This is a genomic window from Mycobacterium sp. Panama NTM2 (genome assembly GCF_054355555.1).
Map to the genome: position 1 here is coordinate 2,227,379 of NZ_CM135953.1, position 17,912 is coordinate 2,245,290.

General features: G+C 67.7%; 18 protein-coding genes. 13 read left to right on the forward strand and 5 right to left on the reverse strand.

What is annotated here, in order from left to right:
- Positions 1–60: 60 nt before the first annotated feature.
- Positions 61–690, forward strand: a complete 630-nt coding sequence (locus ACXYX3_RS10670) for a hypothetical protein (RefSeq protein WP_458611662.1) — start codon at positions 61–63, stop codon at positions 688–690.
- A 135-nt stretch (positions 691–825) separates the two neighbouring features.
- Here the strand turns inward: ACXYX3_RS10670 and ACXYX3_RS10675 are convergent, their stop codons facing one another.
- Both ACXYX3_RS10675 and ACXYX3_RS10680 read right to left on the reverse strand, forming a co-directional pair.
- A complete protein-coding gene (locus ACXYX3_RS10675; protein ID WP_241203890.1) occupies positions 826–1,545 on the reverse strand; it encodes a GAF and ANTAR domain-containing protein in 720 nt (239 codons plus the stop codon).
- 110 nt (positions 1,546–1,655) lie between these two features.
- On the reverse strand, positions 1,656–2,153 hold the full coding sequence (locus ACXYX3_RS10680; protein ID WP_241203849.1) for a DUF1990 family protein: 498 nt from the start codon (positions 2,151–2,153) through the stop codon (positions 1,656–1,658).
- 100 nt (positions 2,154–2,253) lie between these two features.
- Between ACXYX3_RS10680 and ACXYX3_RS10685 the strand changes: the two genes are divergently transcribed.
- From ACXYX3_RS10685 to pdxT, 12 genes are all read left to right on the forward strand, one after another.
- Complete coding sequence (locus ACXYX3_RS10685; protein WP_241203889.1) at positions 2,254–3,042, forward strand: aldo/keto reductase; 789 nt, start codon at positions 2,254–2,256, stop codon at positions 3,040–3,042.
- 21 nt (positions 3,043–3,063) lie between these two features.
- Positions 3,064–3,693, forward strand: coding sequence for a PaaI family thioesterase (locus ACXYX3_RS10690; protein ID WP_458611663.1), 630 nt, complete (start codon positions 3,064–3,066; stop codon positions 3,691–3,693).
- The gene (locus ACXYX3_RS10695; protein WP_458611664.1) at positions 3,690–4,118 is read left to right on the forward strand and encodes a TIGR02611 family protein; all 429 of its coding nucleotides are present in this window, start codon (positions 3,690–3,692) and stop codon (positions 4,116–4,118) included. The genes ACXYX3_RS10690 and ACXYX3_RS10695 overlap by 4 nt, the downstream gene beginning before the upstream one ends.
- Positions 4,119–4,205: 87 nt before the next feature.
- Positions 4,206–6,275 (forward strand): threonine--tRNA ligase, encoded by a 2,070-nt coding sequence (gene thrS / locus ACXYX3_RS10700; protein WP_458611665.1) that lies wholly within the window; start codon positions 4,206–4,208, stop codon positions 6,273–6,275.
- Between the two features lies 1 nt (position 6,276).
- A complete protein-coding gene (locus ACXYX3_RS10705; protein ID WP_458611666.1) occupies positions 6,277–6,825 on the forward strand; it encodes an ATP adenylyltransferase in 549 nt (182 codons plus the stop codon).
- Positions 6,822–7,493, forward strand: coding sequence for a phosphatidylinositol phosphate synthase (gene pgsA / locus ACXYX3_RS10710; protein WP_308192919.1), 672 nt, complete (start codon positions 6,822–6,824; stop codon positions 7,491–7,493). Before ACXYX3_RS10705 ends, pgsA begins: the two co-directional genes overlap by 4 nt.
- Positions 7,490–8,395 carry a phosphatidylinositol mannoside acyltransferase gene (locus ACXYX3_RS10715; protein ID WP_458611667.1) on the forward strand — a complete coding sequence of 302 codons (906 nt, stop codon included), beginning with the start codon at positions 7,490–7,492 and terminating at the stop codon, positions 8,393–8,395. Before pgsA ends, ACXYX3_RS10715 begins: the two co-directional genes overlap by 4 nt.
- Positions 8,395–9,537: a glycosyltransferase family 4 protein gene (locus ACXYX3_RS10720; protein WP_458611668.1), complete on the forward strand. Its 1,143-nt coding sequence runs from the start codon at positions 8,395–8,397 to the stop codon at positions 9,535–9,537. The genes ACXYX3_RS10715 and ACXYX3_RS10720 overlap by 1 nt, the downstream gene beginning before the upstream one ends.
- Positions 9,534–10,571: an NUDIX hydrolase gene (locus ACXYX3_RS10725; RefSeq protein WP_458611669.1), complete on the forward strand. Its 1,038-nt coding sequence runs from the start codon at positions 9,534–9,536 to the stop codon at positions 10,569–10,571. Before ACXYX3_RS10720 ends, ACXYX3_RS10725 begins: the two co-directional genes overlap by 4 nt.
- A gap of 125 nt (positions 10,572–10,696) precedes the next feature.
- Positions 10,697–11,545, forward strand: coding sequence for a pyridoxal 5'-phosphate synthase lyase subunit PdxS (pdxS, locus tag ACXYX3_RS10730; RefSeq protein WP_458612042.1), 849 nt, complete (start codon positions 10,697–10,699; stop codon positions 11,543–11,545).
- Positions 11,546–11,555: 10 nt separating this feature from the next.
- Positions 11,556–12,404 carry an acyl-CoA thioesterase II gene (tesB, locus tag ACXYX3_RS10735; RefSeq protein WP_458611670.1) on the forward strand — a complete coding sequence of 283 codons (849 nt, stop codon included), beginning with the start codon at positions 11,556–11,558 and terminating at the stop codon, positions 12,402–12,404.
- The gene (pdxT, locus tag ACXYX3_RS10740) at positions 12,401–12,988 is read left to right on the forward strand and encodes a pyridoxal 5'-phosphate synthase glutaminase subunit PdxT (RefSeq protein WP_241203840.1); all 588 of its coding nucleotides are present in this window, start codon (positions 12,401–12,403) and stop codon (positions 12,986–12,988) included. The genes tesB and pdxT overlap by 4 nt, the downstream gene beginning before the upstream one ends.
- A 6-nt stretch (positions 12,989–12,994) precedes the next feature.
- On the opposite strand, the gene ACXYX3_RS10745 is transcribed toward pdxT, so the two are convergent.
- Genes ACXYX3_RS10745 through ACXYX3_RS10755 form a run of 3 tightly spaced genes read right to left on the reverse strand, consistent with a single transcriptional unit; the run spans position 12,995 to position 17,691 of the window.
- The gene (locus ACXYX3_RS10745; RefSeq protein WP_458611671.1) at positions 12,995–14,656 is read right to left on the reverse strand and encodes a purine-cytosine permease family protein; all 1,662 of its coding nucleotides are present in this window, start codon (positions 14,654–14,656) and stop codon (positions 12,995–12,997) included.
- 60 nt (positions 14,657–14,716) lie between these two features.
- Positions 14,717–15,928: an acyl-CoA dehydrogenase family protein gene (locus ACXYX3_RS10750; RefSeq protein ID WP_458611672.1), complete on the reverse strand. Its 1,212-nt coding sequence runs from the start codon at positions 15,926–15,928 to the stop codon at positions 14,717–14,719.
- 11 nt (positions 15,929–15,939) lie between these two features.
- A complete protein-coding gene (locus ACXYX3_RS10755; protein ID WP_458611673.1) occupies positions 15,940–17,691 on the reverse strand; it encodes a CocE/NonD family hydrolase in 1,752 nt (583 codons plus the stop codon).
- Positions 17,692–17,912: the final 221 nt, after the last annotated feature.

A 17,912-nucleotide genomic window follows, 5' to 3' on the forward strand; every position in this document is an offset into this window, starting at 1 on the left:
CCAGTCTTCGGTGACGCCGGCGCGGTGACGCCGCCGGTGCCGGGTGGTCCGGGTGGTGCTGTGGCGGTTCCTGCTGGTGGGGTGACGCCGCCGGTGCCGGGTGTGCCGGGTGCTCCGGTGGCGGTTCCTGCTGGCGCGGTGACGCCGCCGGTGCCGGGTGGTCCGGGTGCTGCTGTGACGGTTCCCGCCGGTGCCGCCACACCGCCGGTGCCGCCGACCCCGCCCGCATCAGTGGGTGCGACCAGTGGTGTCCCGTCGTCTCCGATCCCGGGTACGCCCGGTAACTCGCTGACGGTGCGCGATCTGCTCACTCCGCCTGGGGTGCTGCGCACGGTCCAGGACGCCGCATCGTCGGTGGCCGGAGCCCTGCCTCCGCCGCCGGCTCCTGCGCCCGGCGCCCCTGCGGCCGTGTCGATCTCCGCGCCTCCTGTGCCGGATGCGGTGACCCCCCTGCTCGCCACGGGCGTCTCCAATCTCATCGCGCCGTCCCCGCTGAATCTCCCGTCGATTCCGGGTCTGCCGGTGCCGCTGCCCAACGAGATTCCGGTGCCGTCCGACCTCCTCTGCGTCGGCACGGACTGGTCGGCGTCCCAGGGGGGCGGGGCCGCTCACGCCCCCGCCACCGATGCGGATGTCGCGCGGGCACCAGTCACCGGCGGTGACCGCCGCGATCGCTGGGAAGGTCGGTAGATGGCTTCGGCCTGGCTGAGTCGACTCTCAGCCAGGCCGGCGCCGGCCACAGCACCGAGGTGCAGTGATCGCGACGACGCGACTCGATGGCGTACCTGGTGCACGGCGAGCGGATCAACCGCCTCGCGCTGGCAGCTAGCGGTCCGTCTTCTCGTTCTCGGCCAGCGCCCCGGCGACCAGATCGGTGGCGACCTGGATCAGCGGCACGTTGGAATCCTGGGATAGCTTGCGGAGGACGTCGAAGGCCTGCACCGCATCCACCCGGTAGCGTTCCATGATCATGCCCTTGGCCTGGCCGATCATGTCGCGGCTGGACAGCGCGCGCTTGAACTGCTCCTCCCGGCGGGCCGAATTCCAGGCCACCGAGGAGTGCGCGGCGAAGATCATGCCGATGGTCCGTGAATCGGCGGAGAAGACGTCGGGTTCCTCGGAGTAGACGTTGAGGGCGCCGAGGGTCTCTCCAGCGATGAAGAGCTGAAAGGCCATGATCGATCGGATCGGAGTCTCGGCCAGGGCGTCGCGTCGATAGTTGGGAAATCGAGTCTCGGTCTCGAGGTCGGGCACGTGGACCGTCTGCTCGTCCCAGGCCGCCGTGAGGCACGGCCCTTCGTGGTAACGCTGCTGGATCTTGTCGAGCAGAAGCGGCCAATGCGACGTCGCGGCGGGTGTTTCGATCTGGCGGGCGTTGCGGGTCAGTGTGATGCCCGCGTACTGCGCGCCCGGAATTTCGGCGGCCGCGTGTTCTGCCAATTCAGCGATCACCGTATCGGCGTCGGTATCGGGTCTGTTGTGCAGACCGCGCACCAATTCCGCCACACGCAGATGCGCCGCGTCCACGTCAGCCTGAGCTTCCACCGCCACCGTCCAAACTCTTACGTCAATTCGGCCTACAATCTACCGCTGACCACCGCAAACCACCTCGGCATGATGCTGACGCTTTGGTGAGCGGTTCCCTCCGAGCCGGCTCACAGTGCCTTGAGATACCGAGCAGCAATCAATTTCTGCATCCACGAGGTCACGGGCGCCCCTATTCGGCTCCACCACCGCGCGGGCCGAGAGAACGCGGCGACCTCGGCAATCACCTGATCGGCCGTGCTGTCGTAGCGCACCAGGAACAGCTCCTCGCCGCGAACAGCGTGGCCGGGCAGGGTGCCGTAGGCGAATCCGCGTCTGTCCGGTTCGTCGACGACATAGACCACCCGGCACGGGGCGACCATCGGGCCCAGGTGCCCGAGCACGTCGGTCCCTTCCTGGGCAGTCGGTGTGGTCGCCTCGATGCGAAGCCCGGCACCTCGCAGCATGCCGAACCGCATCCCTGCTGCGGCCGCCTGCTCGAAACGCGCACGCCCCGAACCGATGACCGCAGTTCTTCGCAAGAACCGGTAACCGGGCGGCGGGGTGCGGGCCGTGGCGCCCACGTCGGGGTAGGTCAACGGCAGCCCGGCCAGATCGCTGAGTCTCATCAGTCGAGCTTCGCATCGCGGGCGTACCGTCGGTGTGGTGACTGCGACGACGCTGACCCTGGGCAACGATCTGACCGTGAATCGCCTGGCTTTCGGGGCGATGCGCCTGACCGGCAAGGGCGTGTGGGGTCCGCCCGCCGACCGCGACGAGTGTCTGCGCGTGCTGCGTCGAGCCGTGGAACTCGGGGTGAACTTCATCGACACCGCAAACTCGTACGGTCCGTATGTCTCCGAGGAATTGATCCGAGAGGCGCTGCATCCCTACGACGGAGTCGTCGTCGCCACCAAGGCGGGGCTGCTGCGCACCGGCCCCGATCAGTGGCCCGTTCTCGGGTATCCGGCCTATCTGAGGCAGGAATGCGAGATGAGCCTGCGCCGCCTCGGAGTCGACACCATCGACCTCTTCCAATTGCATCGCATCGACGACAAGTTCCCCGCCGAAGACCAGGTGGGAGAGCTGCTGGCGCTCAAGAACGAAGGCAAGATCCGCCACATCGGGCTCTCGGAGGTCAGCGTCGATCAGCTCGAGGCCGCGCAGAAGGTCGCGCCGATCGTCTCGGTGCAGAACATGTACAACCTGACCACCCGCGGAGCCGAACCCCTCGTCGACGCGTGCGAGGCCCAAGGCATCGCGTTCATCCCGTGGTTCCCGCTGGCGGCCGGTCCGCTGGCGGCGGCTGACGGTCCGCTCCAGCGCATCGCCGCCGAGCACAGCGCCACAGCCTCGCAGCTGGCACTCGCATGGCTGCTCAAGCGCTCCCCGGTGATGCTGCCCATCCCGGGCACGTCCAAGGTGGCCCACCTCGAGGAGAACGTGGCGGCCGGCGAGATCGAGCTCAGTGACGACGAGTTCGAAACGCTGAGCAAAGCCGGTGCGGCCCAGAGCTGAGCCAACCAATACGGTGAGCGGGTGAGCGCCACCGACTCCGCCGACCTCCATTCCGGCGGCGGCTTCAATCCGCCGCAGCCCACCACTCGCGGCGGCCCCGACTACGGACGCTTCGTCGAGGCGGTGCGCACCCTGCAGGATCACGCGCGCGCCGCCGACGCCCCCGATGACGTCGTCACCGCCGCCGCCGATCTGATCGAGCAGGCATCGGAACTGCTCGCACCGTTCGACGCCGACGAGTGGGCGTCGCCGTCGGGACGGCGGATGGACCTGCCCAACCGTGGCAACATCCTGGGAGTGCCGGTCGACCTGCATGTCACCGACGACGAGCGGATCGGCGGCACTGCCCTGTTCCGCCGATACCACCTCGGCCGCAACAGGGCGGCACATGGCGGCACGATCGCGCACCTCTTCGACTCGCTGCTCGGCTTCACCGCCGCCAAGCTGGGCCGCAGCCGCGCCCAGCGCACTGCGTTCCTGCACGTCGACTACCGCAAGATCGTGCCGGTGGACAAGGAGTTGCAGGTCGATTCCGGCATCGACGACATCGTCGGTCGCAAGATCTTCGTCTCGGGCCGGCTGCTCGACGGAGACCAGGTGCTGGCCGAGGCGCACTCGCTGTTCGTCAAGCTCAAGCCCGGGCAGCCATGACCGACGGGAAACGGAACGCGCTCTCACGCCGCTGGCGGGGTTGGCGTGATCGCCTGCGCGAACGACCGGTCGCCAACCTGGTGTACCGGGTCGCCGTCGGGGTGATCGGCACCGTCGTGTTCGCCGCCGGCATCGTCGCCATCCCGTACCCCGGTCCCGGCTGGGCGATCGTGTTCGTCGGGCTCGGCATCCTGGCCACCGAATTCGACTGGGCGCGCCGGCTGCTGGCCTGGGTCCGAGAGCGCTACGACAAGGTGATGGACTGGTTCTCACGCCAGGGCCTGTGGGTGAAGATCCTGGGCGTCGTCTTCACCGCCGCCGTCGTCATCGGGACGCTGTGGCTGCTGGGGCCGCTCAATTTCGCGGCCCGACTGGTCGGTATCGACTGGCCCTGGCTGCAAAGCCCTATTGGTATCGGGTCCTGAGCCCGTGCACCGATAGCATGGTCGCGGTCGCCGAGCCCGTTCGGTCGATCGCGCCACAGAACTGCACCAACGTTGGGAGAACCCCTCATGACCGCGCCCGCTCGCCCCGAACCAGCAGCCCCGATCCGGGTCGCTGCCGGGACGACCGCCGCCGCGGCGGTGCGTGAGGCCGGGCTCCCGTCGCGCGGTGCGCCCGACGCCGTCGTCGTCGTCCGTGATGCCGGCGGGCGGCTGCGTGACCTGTCCTGGACTCCCGATACCGACGTCGACGTCGTCCCCGTCGCGGCCGACACCGATGACGGGCGCAGCGTCATCCGCCACTCGGCGGCACACGTGCTCGCCCAGGCGGTACAGGACATGTTCCCCGAAGCCAAGCTGGGTATCGGTCCGCCGATCACCGACGGCTTCTACTACGACTTCGATGTGGCCGAACCGTTCACTCCTGAAGACCTCGAGGCTCTCGAGAAGAGGATGCGCAAGATCGTCAAGGACGGTCAGCTCTTCGAGCGCCGCGTCTACGCGTCCAAAGACGAAGCCCGCGCGGAGCTGGCCGGTGAGCCCTACAAGCTCGAGCTGATCGACGACAAGTCGGGTGCCGACGATCCCGAGGTGATGGAGGTCGGCGGCGACGAACTGACGGCCTACGACAACCTCAATCCCCGTACGCGCGAGCGTGTCTGGGGTGATCTGTGCCGCGGTCCGCACATCCCGACCACCCGCTACATTCCTGCGTTCAAGTTGACCCGCAGCTCGGCAGCCTACTGGCGTGGCGACCAGGCCAACGCCAGTCTGCAGCGCATCTACGGCACCGCCTGGGAGTCGCAGGAGGCACTCGACCGGCACCTCGAGCTGATCGAAGAGGCTCAGCGGCGCGACCACCGCAAGCTCGGCCTCGAGCTCGATCTGTTCAGCTTCCCCGACGAATTGGGTTCCGGCCTACCGGTTTTCCACCCCAAGGGGGGCATCGTGCGGCGCGAGCTGGAGGAGTACTCGCGACGCAAGCACATCGAGGCCGGCTACGAGTTCGTCAACACCCCGCACATCACCAAGGAACAGCTCTACATCACCTCCGGTCACCTGGAGTGGTACGCCGACGGCATGTTCCCGCCGATGCACATCGACGCGGAGTTCAACGAGGACGGCTCGGTCCGCAAGCCGGGGCAGGACTACTACCTCAAACCGATGAACTGCCCGATGCACCATCTGATCTACCGCTCGCGGGGACGGTCCTACCGCGAACTTCCGTTGCGGCTCTTCGAATTCGGCAGCGTGTACCGGTACGAGAAGTCCGGAGTGATCCACGGGCTGACGCGGGTTCGCGGGATGACCCAGGACGATGCGCACATCTACTGCACCCGCGAAGAGATGCGTGACGAGCTGGCCCGGCTTTTGCAGTTCGTGCTGGAGCTGCTCGCCGACTACGGCCTCGACGACTTCTACCTCGAGCTCTCGACCAAGGACCCGGACAAATTCGTCGGCTCCGACGAGATCTGGGAGGAAGCCACCGAGACGCTGCGCGAGGTGGCGGAATCCTCAGGGCTGGAACTGGTTCCCGATCCCGGGGGCGCCGCCTTCTACGGTCCGAAGATCTCGGTGCAGGTGCGCGACGCGCTGGGACGCAGCTGGCAGATGTCGACCATTCAGCTCGACTTCAACATGCCGGACCGCTTCGAGCTCGAATACACCGCCGCCGACGGCACCCGTAAGCGTCCGGTGCTGATCCACCGCGCCCTGTTCGGTTCGATCGAACGGTTCTTCGGCATCCTCACCGAGCATTTCGCCGGTGCGTTCCCGGCCTGGCTCGCGCCGGTGCAGGTGGTGGGGATCCCCGTGGCCGAGGGCCACGTCGACTACCTGCTCGAGGTGGCGGCCGATCTGAAGAAGCACGGGATTCGGGCGGAGGTCGACACCAGCGACGACCGGATGGCCAAGAAGATCGTCAATCACACCAACCAGCGGGTTCCGTTCATGCTTCTCGCGGGAGACCGCGATGTCGAGGCAGGGGCGGTGTCGTTTCGGTTCGGCGATCGCACGCAGATCAACGGTGTCGGACGGGATGCGGCTGTGCAGGCCATCGTCGACTGGGTGAAGCGGCGCGAAAACGCCGCTCCCACAGCAGAACTCGTCACCGTCGCGACGCAGGCAGGCGAGGGCTGACGTGGACTCCGACGACACGATCGTAGACCGCGGGGTAGGTGAACCCGACCGTTTGCAGCGGTTGTGGACACCCCACCGGATGAACTACATCGCCGACGCCGTGAAGCCGGGATCGGCGGCGTCCTCGGAACCGTTCACCGACATCCCCAACATGTCCGACGAGGACGGCCTCGTCGTCGCGCGCGGCGAACTGGTCTACGCGGTACTCAACCTCTACCCCTACAACCCGGGACACCTGATGGTGGTGCCGTATCGGCGGGTCGCAGAACTGGAGAACTTGACCGCCGAGGAGAGTGCCGAGTTGATGGCGTTCACGCAGAAGGCCATCCGGGTGATGAAGGCGGTCTCGCGGCCGCACGGCTTCAACGTCGGGCTGAACCTGGGTACCTCGGCGGGCGGCTCGTTGTCGGAGCATCTGCACATGCATGTGGTGCCCCGCTGGGGCGGTGACGCGAACTTCATCACGGTCATCGGGGATTCGAAGATCATCCCGCAGTTGCTTCGCGATACCCGTCAGCTGCTGGCCGGCGAGTGGGATCGCCAGCCGTGAGCGACTTCTACCTGATGACCCGGGCGGCATATGCCAAACTGTCGCGGCCCGCGGCCAAAGGTGCTCTGCGCCTGGGGCTGACCCCCGACAGTGTGACGATCCTGGGGACCGCCGGATCGGTGCTCGGTGCGTTGACGCTGTTCCCGATGGGCCAGTTGTGGTGGGGCGCGTTCACGGTCTTCGTGTTCGTGCTCGCCGACATGCTCGACGGGGCGATGGCCCGGGAGAGCGGCGGTGGCAGCCGCTTCGGCGCGGTGCTCGACGCGACCTGTGACCGCATCAGTGACGGCGCGATCTTCTGCGGGCTGCTCTGGTGGGCGGCGTTCGGGCTGCACAGCACCGGACTCGTCGTCGCCACCATGATCTGTTTGGTGTCCTCCCAGGTGATCTCGTACATCAAGGCCAGGGCGGAGGCGAGCGGGCTCACCGGCGACGGCGGCCTGATCGAGCGGCCCGAGCGGCTCGTCATCGTGCTCGCGGGCGCCGGTCTGTCCGGGGTGCCGTTCCTGCCGCTGCACTGGCTGCTACCGGTGGCGATGTGGGTGCTCGCGGTGACCAGTGTGCTCACCGTCGGGCAGCGCCTGCACAGCGTGCGCGTGTCGTCCGGAGCGATGGATCCCCTCACCCCGGCCGACAGCGCCGAGAAACCCGAAACCACCGACCCATGAGGATTCCGTTCGGGGACAACGTCAGCGACTGGGGTTACGCGGCGGGCTGGCGTCTGGTCCGGGCCGCTCCAGAAATCTTGGCCCGCAACGCGTTCGGGGCAGGCGCCTGGTACGCCGCGCGTGGCGGTGGACCCGATCAGCTGCGCAGGAACCTGGCCCGGGTGATCGGCACCGCACCGCAGGACGTGCCCGACGAGTTGATGTACGCCTCGCTGGCGTCCTACGCCCGGTACTGGCGCGAGGCGTTCCGGTTGCCGTCGATGGACCATGACGAACTCGGTCGCCAGCTGGACGTCATCGACATCGGCATGGCGTTCGACGCCCTCGAACACGGTCGCGGTGCCATCCTCGCGCTGCCGCACAGCGGCAACTGGGACATGGCGGGGGTGTGGCTGGCGCAGAACTTCGGCACGTTCGCCACGGTCGCCGAACGGCTCAAACCCGAGTCGCTGTACAACCGCTTCCTGGCCTATCGGGAAAGTCTGGGCTTTACGGTGATTCCGTCGTCCGGGGGGCAGCGTCCGCCGTTCGACGTGCTCTGCGACTGGCTGAACGACAACGGCATCGTGTGTCTGATGTCCGATCGCGACCTCAGCAGGCGCGGCGTGCAGGTCGACTTCTTCGGTGAGCCCACCCGGCTGCCCGCCGGGCCCGCGAAACTCGCGCTCACCACCGGAGCTGCGTTGTTCCCCGCGCACTGCTGGTTCGACGGCGACGGGTGGGGGACCAAGGTCTACCCGCAAATCGACACTTCGTCGGGCGACGTCACCGCCATCACCCAGGCGTTGGCCGACCGGTTCGCCGACAACATCGCCACCTATCCCGCCGACTGGCACATGATGCAACCGCAATGGCTGGCCGACCTCTCCGAGGAGCGCAGGGCGAGGTTGGAGGCGTCCTGATGCGCATCGGGATGGTGTGCCCGTACAGCTTCGACGTGCCCGGCGGTGTGCAGTCTCACGTGCTGCAACTCGCGGAGGTGATGCACGCCGCAGGCCACGAAGTCAGCGTGCTCGCCCCGGCCTCGCCCGATGCCGAGACGTCGCTGCCGGACTACGTGGTCTCCGGCGGAAAAGCCGTACCCATCCCGTACAACGGGTCGGTCGCACGGCTGCGCTTCGGGCCGGCGACACACCGCAAGGTCAAGAAGTGGCTGCAGCAGGGCGATTTCGACGTGTTGCACCTGCACGAACCCAACGCGCCCAGCCTGTCGATGCTGGCGCTCAACATCGCCGAGGGGCCGATCGTCGCGACGTTCCACACGTCGACGACCAAGTCGTTGACGCTGTCGGTGTTCGAACCGATCCTGCGGCCGATGCACGAGAAGATCGTCGGCCGCATCGCGGTGTCGGACCTGGCCCGCCGCTGGCAGATGGAGGCGCTGGGCAGCGACGCGGTCGAGATCCCCAACGGCGTCGACGTCGCCTCGTTCGCCACCGCGCCGCTGCTCGAGGGCTATCCGCGCAAGGGCCGGTCGATCCTGTTCCTCGGTCGCTTCGACGAACCGCGCAAGGGCATGTCGGTGTTGGTGGGTGCGCTGCCCGCCGTGGTCGACCGGTTCGCCGACATCGAGGTGCTGGTGGTGGGGCGCGGCGACGAAGCGGAACTGCGCGAGACGGCCGGTCCGCTGGCGCGGCATCTGCGGTTCCTCGGTCAGGTCGACGACAAGCAGAAGGCTGCGGCCATGCGCAGTGCCGATGTCTACTGCGCGCCGCACACCGGTGGGGAGAGTTTCGGCATCGTACTGGTCGAGGCGATGGCCGCAGGTACCGCCGTGGTGGCCAGTGACCTGGATGCGTTCCGCCGCGTGCTCGACGACGGCCGCGGCGGCCGGTTGGTGACTGTCGACGATCCGGACGCCCTGGCCGCCGGATTGATCGACGTGCTCGCCGACGACGCCCGCCGGGCCGCATACGTCGAGTGCGCGACTCAACTCGTGCAGCGCTATGACTGGTCGGTGGTCGCGTTGCAGATCATGCGGGTGTACGAGACGGTGGCCGGCTCCGGTGTGAAAGTGCGGGCTGCAGGGGGCAGCCGGCTGTGATCACGTGGGTGAGCGCGGTGGTGATCGCGCTGGTCGTCGCCGTCATCGCCGTGATCGCCCTGTGGGCCTACCAGACCGCGCATCGTCTCGACCGTCTGCACGTGCGCTACGACCTGTCCTGGCAGGCGCTCGACGGGGCGCTGGCGCGGCGCGCCGTGGTGGCGCGCGCCGTCGCGGTCGACGCGTACGGAGTCGGGCCCGACGGAAAACGACTGGCCGCTCTGGCCGATGCCGCCGAGCGGGCCCCGCGGCCGGCACGCGAGGCCGCCGAGAACGAGCTGTCGGCGGCGTTGGCGCGGGTCGATCCGGCATCGCTGCCGCGCGCCCTGGTGGCCGAGCTGGCCGACGCGGAGGCCCGGGTGCTGCTCGCCCGGCGTTTCCACAACGATGCGGTGCGTGACACCTTGGCGCTGCGGGAACGTCCCGCGGTGCGGGCGCTGCGGCTCGGCGGCACCGCGGCGATGCCCGAGTACTTCGAGATCTCCGAGGGTGGGGAGGTGTCGACGCGCGAGGCCGCGCCGCCGACGGCGCGCACGTCCGCGCGGGTCCTGTTGCTCGACGACAAGGGCGCCGTCCTACTGCTGTGCGGATCGGATCCGCAGAGCCCGGTCGAGCCTGCGCCGCGCTGGTGGTTCACCATCGGCGGTGCGGCGCAGGTGGGGGAGTCGCTCGCGCAGACGGCCGCTCGCGAGCTCGAGGAGGAGACCGGCCTACGCGTGCGGCCTGAGGACATGATCGGACCGGTGTGGCGCCGCGACGCGACCATCCCGTTCAACGGAGCCGTGTTCCGCAGCGAGGAGATGTACTTCGTACATCGCACCGCGCGGTTCGAGCCGTCCGATGGCGGCCGGTCACGCCTGGAACGGACCTACATTCATGGTCACCGGTGGTGCGATGCGACAATCATCGCCGAACTGGTTGCCGGTGGACAGGCGGTCTATCCGCGTCAGCTCGCCGATCTGCTCGACGAGGCGAATGCGCTGGCCGATCGGCCCGAGACGACCGCCCGGCAGCCGGTACGCCCCATCCGCTGACCTGCGGATCGAATCGAGTTGCCGCCGCATTTACACTGAATCGGTAGCGATTGAAGGAGTGGACAGTGGAAACCGAAGGCGCCCAGAGTCACGGCACCCGCGGTACGGCGCGGGTGAAGCGCGGCATGGCGGAGATGCTCAAGGGCGGCGTGATCATGGACGTCGTCACCCCCGAACAGGCGAAGATCGCCGAGGGCGCGGGCGCGGTCGCGGTGATGGCACTCGAGCGGGTCCCCGCGGACATCCGCGCCCAGGGCGGGGTGTCGCGGATGAGCGATCCCGACATGATCGAGGGGATCATCTCCGCCGTCACGATTCCGGTGATGGCGAAGGCCCGCATCGGCCACTTCGTCGAGGCGCAGATCCTGCAGAGCCTCGGCGTGGACTACGTCGACGAGTCCGAGGTGCTCACCCCGGCCGACTACGCCAACCACATCGACAAGTGGCGCTTCACCGTTCCGTTCGTGTGCGGTGCCACCAACCTCGGTGAGGCGCTGCGGCGCATCACCGAGGGCGCGGCGATGATCCGCTCCAAAGGCGAGGCGGGCACTGGCGACGTCTCCAACGCCACCACCCACATGCGCAAGATCGGCGGCGAGATCCGCCGCCTCACGTCGCTGTCGGAAGACGAACTGTACGTCGCCGCAAAGGAATTGCAGGCGCCCTACGATCTGGTGGTCGAGGTCGCGCAGGCGGGCAAGCTACCGGTGACGCTGTTCACCGCCGGGGGCATCGCGACCCCCGCCGACGCGGCGATGATGATGCAGCTCGGCGCCGAAGGCGTCTTCGTCGGCTCGGGAATCTTCAAGTCCGGCAACCCCGCTGAACGGGCTGCCGCGATCGTCAAGGCCACCACCTTCTACGACGACCCCGACGTGCTGGCCAAGGTATCGCGCGGTCTGGGCGAAGCCATGGTCGGCATCAACGTCGACGATATCCCGGTGCCCCATCGGCTCGCTGAGCGAGGCTGGTAGGAACCAGACTGTGGCGATCGAAGAGATCCTCGACCTGGAGCAGATCGAGGTCAACATCTACCGCGGTGGTGTGTTCAGTCCCGAGTCGGGGTTCCTGCAGCGCACCTTCGGCGGGCATGTCGCCGGCCAGTCGCTGGTCTCGGCGGTACGGACCGTCGACCCCAAGTTCCAGGTCCATTCGCTGCACGGCTACTTCCTGCGCGGAGGCGACGCACGGTCGCCCACGGTGTACACGGTGGAGCGGCTGCGTGACGGCGGGTCCTTCGTGACACGCCGCGTGAACGCGATCCAGCACGGCGAGACGATCTTCTCGATGTCGGCGTCGTTTCAGACCGACCAGAGCGGCATCGAGCACCAGGATGCGATGCCGACCGCGCCCCCACCCGACGACATGGTCGACTTCAAGTCCGCCAGCAGGGTTTTCGACGACGCCAGCTTCCGTCAGTTCGACGAGTGGGACGTCCGGATCGTGCCTCGCGACCAGATGACACTTCTGCCGAACAAGGCGTCGCAGCAACAGGTGTACTTCCGGCATCGCGATCCGCTGCCCGACGATCCGGTGCTGCACATCTGCGCGCTCGCCTACATGAGCGACCTCACGCTGCTGGGCTCGGCGCAGGTCAACTACCCCGACGAGCGCAAGCATCTGCAGGTCGCCTCGCTCGACCACGCGATGTGGTTCATGCGGCCGTTCCGCGCCGACGAGTGGTTGCTCTACGACCAGTCGTCGCCGTCGGCGTGCGGCGGACGGTCGCTGACGCAAGGCAAGATCTTCAACCAGTACGGCGAGATGGTCGCTGCGGTGATGCAGGAGGGCCTGACCCGCTACTCCCGCGAATTCAGCCGCCCGAGCACGTGAGCGCGCCCCGGGTCGGGGTGCTCGCGCTGCAGGGGGACACCCGCGAACACCTCGCCGCGCTGCGTGAGGCCGGGGCCGATGCCTCCACGGTGCGCCGGGCCGACGAGTTGGCGCGGGTGGACGGCTTGGTGATTCCCGGTGGCGAGTCGACGGCGATGAGCCATCTGCTGCGTGCGTTCGATCTGCTCGAGCCGTTGCGGGCCCGGCTGTCCGAGGGTATGCCTGCGTACGGTTCGTGTGCCGGCATGATCCTGCTGGCCACCGAGATCGCCGACGCCGGGGTGCCCGGCCGAGAGGCGCTGCCACTGCGTGGCATCGATATGACCGTGCGGCGCAACGCTTTCGGTCGCCAGGTCGACTCGTTCGAAGAGGACATCGCGTTCCAGGGCCTCGACGGCAGGGTGCACGCGGTGTTCATCCGGGCGCCGTGGGTGGAACGCGTCGGCGCCGACGTCGAGGTGCTCGCCACCGCCGCGGGCCACCCGGTTGCCGTGCGGCAGGGCCGCACGCTCGCGACGGCGTTCCACCCGGAGGTCACCGGCGATCGGCGCGTCCACAAGCTCTTCGTCGACTCCCTGTCCTAGCCGACATCACGCCTGGGCGGGCAGGACGTGGTCGGCGATCTTGTCGGTGGACAGGCACAGCGAGCACACGAACGCATCGTGTGTCTGGCACTTCGCCATGTCCGGGCGCTCGAAATCGTGGTGGCACACATGACAGGTGAGGTGCTCGCCGGACGGATTGCCGAGCTCGTCGTACATCGGCAGGTCGATGCCGTCGTCGGTGCGACGCAGGTAGTACTTCCCGCGGGTCGCCACGGCGAAAACGGGCGGTAGCACCAGGCCCAGTCCGATCGCCACCAGCGGGGAGTAGGGCCGGATCGCCTCGCCCAGGCCGCCGAAGAACGCGAGGATCGACACCCCGGCCGCGATGAGCATCGACCCGAACCCGACCGGGTTGATCGCGTACAGCATGCCGCGGCGGAACTCCGGTGCCTGCGGGGAGATCTTGAGCAGGTACTTGTTGATCACGATGTCGGAGGCCACCACGACGACCCAGGCCATACCGCAGTTCGCGTAGAAGCCCAGAATCGTGTTCAGGAAGTCGAACATGTTGGCTTCCATCAGGATCAGCGCGATCAGCAGGTTGAAGCCGAGGAAGACGAGCCGGCCGGGGTAGCGCTTGGTGACCCGGGTGAACGAGTTGGTCCACGCCAGCGACCCCGAGTAGGCGTTCGTCACGTTGATCTTGATCTGGCTGATGACGACGAGAACCACAGCCAGGGTCATCGCCAACCATCCCGGCAGGAAGTTCTCGTAGATCTCCAGGAATTGGTGCACCGGCTGATTGGCCACGCCTGCGCTGTCGGCGACGTTGGCGATCAGGTACACCGCGAGGAACAGCCCGACGACCTGCTTGATGGCACCGAAAAAGACCCAGCCGGGACCGGCGAGGATCATCCACGTCCACCAACTGCGTCTGTTCTCCGGCGTTTTCGGCGGCATGAACCGCAGATAGTCGATCTGCTCGGCGATCTGCGCGATCAGCGACAGGCAGACACCCGCGGCCAGCAGGGTGTAGCCGAGGTTGAAGCCGCCGTTGCCGTTTTCGCCCTGGTAGGCGAAGAACTGGCTGACCGACTCGGGATGGCTGACCACGAGGTACACGAACGGTGCGACCATCAGAATCAGCCACAGCGGTGTCGTCCAGACCTGCAGTGTGGACAGCACTTTCATGCCGTAGATGACGAGCGGGAAGATGATCAGCGTCGACGCGGCGTATCCGATCCACAGCGGGATGCCGAGCCCCAGCTGGAGGCCCTGAGCCATGATCGAGCCTTCGAGGGCGAAGAAGATGAACGTGAACGTCGCCATGATGACGTTGGTGACGACGGAGCCGTAGTAACCGAAACCGCTTCCGCGGGTGATCAAGTCGAGGTCCATGTTGTACCGCGCGGCGTAGAAGGCCAGCGGGAAACCGGTCAGGAAGATCACGACGGCGAAGATGAGGATGCCCCACAGCGCGTTGGTGGTGCCGTAGGAGATCCCGATGTTGGCGCCGATCGCGAAGTCTGCCAGGTACGCGATGCCGCCGAGGGCGGAGATGCCGACGACGCCGGTGGACCATTTGCGGTAGCTGCGCGGCGCGAACCGCAGCGTGTAGTCCTCGAGTGTTTCCTTCGTGGCGGTCAGGCGGTCGAGGTCCGCCTCCGATGCCGCGGCGCGCACGTCATCGCCGATGTCCTGGGTCATTCGGCAAAGCTAGAACCGCCCTGTTTCGGCGACGTTGCGCCCGTGTAAGCGCTGCGGCGCTCAGCGAATTGGCAGCCCCGTGATCGCGCGGGCCATCACCAGGCGCTGGATCTCGCTGGTGCCCTCGAAGATCGTGAAGATCTTGGCGTCGCGGTGCATCCGCTCCACCGGGTATTCGCGGGTGTAGCCGTTGCCGCCGAGGATCTGGATCGCCTCGTCGGTGACGTAGACGGCGGTCTCGCTGGCCACCAACTTGGCCATCGAGCCCTCGGCGGACTCGAAGGCTTTGCCGTTGCGGGCCATCCAACCGGCGCGGTACACCAGTAGACGCGCGGCGTCGATGCGGGCCTTCATGTCGGCCAATTTGAAGGCGACAGCCTGGAACTCACCGATCTTGCGGCCGAACTGTTCGCGCTCGGTGGCGTAACCGCGGGCGTATTCGTAGGCCGCGCGGGCCACGCCGACGGCCATCGCGCCGACGGTCGGACGGGTGCGCTCGAAGGTGGCCATCGCCGCTTGCCCGGCGGCCTTCTTGCCCTCGCGGACCTTGGCGATGCGGGCGTCGAACTTCTCCTTGCCGCCCACGATCAGCCGGCCGGGAATGCGGACGTCCTCGAGCACCACTTCGGCGGTGTGCGAGGCGCGGATGCCGTGCTTGAGGAACTTCTGGCCCTGGCTCAGCCCCTTCGTGCCGGGCGGGATGATGAACGACGCCTGACCGCGGGTGCCCAGTTCCGGGTGCACCGACGCGACGACGACATGGACGTTCGCGATGCCGCCGTTGGTCGCCCAGGTCTTGGTGCCGTTGAGGACCCACTCGTCGGTCGCCTCGTCGTAGCGTGCGCGCGTCAGGATCGAGCCCACGTCGGAGCCGGCATTGGGCTCAGAGGAACAGAACGCGGCGACCTTGGGATCATCGACGGAGCCGAACATCTGCGGCACCCATTCGCCGACCTGGTCGGGCGTGCCGTTCGCGGCCACGGAGGCCGCGGCCAGGCCGGTCCCGAGGATGGACAGCGCGATGCCGGCGTCACCCCAGAACAATTCCTCGAACGCCACGATCATGCCCAGCCCGCTCGGTTCGGCAGCCTGCTCGGCGAAGAACTCGACAGAGTAGAGGCCCACCTTGGCGGCCTCCTGGATGATCGGCCACGGGGTCTCCTCGCGCTCGTCCCATTCCGCGGCGGCGGGGCGGACGACGTCGTTGGCAAACTCGTGAACCCACTTCTGCACGTCTAACAGGTCCGAGGACAACTCCAGGGAGAACGTCATGCAACAGAACCTTACTCCGGAGTAAGATCAGCATCCAGAGACTGTGTTCCAGCTAACACGGGAAGCAGGAGCCGGGAGGTGGAGTACACCGTGTTGAGGCTGCTGGTGCCGACGCTGGCGTGCCGGAAGTTCATGATCGCGGGGGCGTGTGGATTCTGGTCGTCGCTGGTCAGCACCAGTTGCATGCGGTGGCCGGCGGCAAAGCGGCGGGCATTGGCCACCAGTGGAATGCGGTAGGAGACGACCTCTCCGATCGGCACGGCCACCGCGGTGTCGCAGCGCAGTACGGGCGCCCCGTCGCGGCTCTGCGCCTCGTCGACGGTGCGCAGGCCGGCCCGCAGCCAGCCTGCGGTCACGTCGGTGACCTCCCCGTCCGGGGCCACGTCGCGCAGCGTGGCCAGCCAGGCGGTGTCGGCGGCGGTGGCGCTGGCGTGCAGTCGCAGCTCGATGTGGCCGGCGATGTCGAGTGCTGCGGGCAGCGGATCGGAGGTCCACGTCAGGACCGCGGGCGGGTCGATCGGACTGGCGGCGGCGCGGTTCAGGCCGGCGCCGAGCGTCAGGTACTCCCGGGTGCCGGGTGTGCCCTCGTTCTCGGACAGCCCGCCGTCGGCGCGCAGTGCCCACTCCTTGTGGAGGGCGGCCGGGGGCCAGCTGCGGCTGGTGTGCCAACCGTCGGCACCCGGCAGGACGTAGCGCACTGGCGGGCCGTCCATGATCCCGGTGTCGGCACCCTTGAGCCAGTGGTCGTACCACGCCAGCGCCTCGGTGTGCAGGCTTTCCCACGGCCACGTCAGGCCGTACCGTCCCAGCAGCGCCATTCGTACAGTCGGATTGTGTTGCAACGCTTTCCACGCGGTGAACGTGGACGGCAGGTGCAGCGGGACGTTCTCCCAGTCGCAGCCGAGGTAGACGGGGATGTCGACCTCGCCCAACAGGGGCAGCAGGTTGCGTTCCTCCCACCAGCTGTCGCGCAGGGGATGTCTGACCATGGTGTCGAGCCACAGGTCGTCCCAGGGGTGTGGCCGGTGTGGGAGTTTGAGCAGCTGGCGCATCATCGTGACGGCTGCCTCTCCGTTCATCGTCGCGAACTTCTCGTGCACCGGCGGGAAGTTCAGGACGCGGCGGGCGACAGCCAGTAGCGGGTTGCTCCGCCAGAATGCATCGCTGCGAGCCGAGGTCAGCCCCATCATCGCCAGGAACGGCGTGATGAACGACGAACTCGCCAGGCCGTGGTGGGACGCCGCCTCGTAGAGATCAGCGGTCGCGGCGACGGGAAAGATCGCACGCAGGTGCGGCGGTCGCTCGACCGCGGCCTCGAGCTGAGTCATCGCGAAGTAACTGATGCCGATCATTCCGACATTGCCGTCGCACCACGGTTGCGCGGCCGCCCACTCCACGAGGTCGGACATGTCGCGGCGTTCCTGGGCGTCCATGAAGCCGAACTCCCCGCCCGAGCCGCCGGTGCCGCGCACGTTGGCGATCACGTGGACGTAGCCGCGCGGCACCCAGAAATCCGTCGCGCCCGCCTCGATGAAGCCGGCAGGTGCGCCGAGGTTCTGCATCTGCCGGGGGTACGGCGACGCTGCGATGAGTGCCGGGAACCGGCCGTCCTCACGGGGAAGGTGTACGTCGGCCATCAGGTCGATGCCGTCGCGCACCGTGACGCGCTGGTTGATCAGGTGCCTGATGCCGAATCGCGGCCGGCTCAGGTTGCGGTACTCGCGCCCGGTGTCCTTTGGTCCGTTGAGCTGCCGTTCCGTCATGGTTTCACGGTATGGCGGGACGCGTTCGCCGACACCGGATACGCCGGCATCAATGGCGTCGTCTCCTCACAGCTCATGGGGATGGCGATGGTCCGCTACGTCTGGCGCATCGAGCCGGCGGTCGCGCCCACCCTGCAGCGCTACATCGAGCAGGACCTGGGGTGACGGGCACGTAGACTGGTCCATCGGACTTCTCCGTGAGTCGACGGGCCAGTCGACGT

Bases quoted from the DNA above. Each gene is read 5' to 3' on its own strand.
- ACXYX3_RS10680 (WP_241203849.1), bottom strand. From the start codon at position 2,153: ATGAGACTCAGCGATCTGGCCGGGCTGCCGTTGACCTACCCCGACGTG.
- ACXYX3_RS10685 (WP_241203889.1), top strand. From the start codon at position 2,254: ATGCGCCTGACCGGCAAGGGCGTGTGGGGTCCGCCCGCCGACCGCGAC.
- ACXYX3_RS10695 (WP_458611664.1), top strand. From the start codon at position 3,690: ATGACCGACGGGAAACGGAACGCGCTCTCACGCCGCTGGCGGGGTTGG.
- thrS (WP_458611665.1), top strand. From the start codon at position 4,206: ATGACCGCGCCCGCTCGCCCCGAACCAGCAGCCCCGATCCGGGTCGCT.
- ACXYX3_RS10715 (WP_458611667.1), top strand. From the start codon at position 7,490: ATGAGGATTCCGTTCGGGGACAACGTCAGCGACTGGGGTTACGCGGCG.
- ACXYX3_RS10720 (WP_458611668.1), top strand. From the start codon at position 8,395: ATGCGCATCGGGATGGTGTGCCCGTACAGCTTCGACGTGCCCGGCGGT.
- pdxS (WP_458612042.1), top strand. From the start codon at position 10,697: ATGGCGGAGATGCTCAAGGGCGGCGTGATCATGGACGTCGTCACCCCC.
- ACXYX3_RS10745 (WP_458611671.1), bottom strand. From the start codon at position 14,656: ATGACCCAGGACATCGGCGATGACGTGCGCGCCGCGGCATCGGAGGCG.
- ACXYX3_RS10750 (WP_458611672.1), bottom strand. From the start codon at position 15,928: ATGACGTTCTCCCTGGAGTTGTCCTCGGACCTGTTAGACGTGCAGAAG.
- ACXYX3_RS10755 (WP_458611673.1), bottom strand. From the start codon at position 17,691: ATGACGGAACGGCAGCTCAACGGACCAAAGGACACCGGGCGCGAGTAC.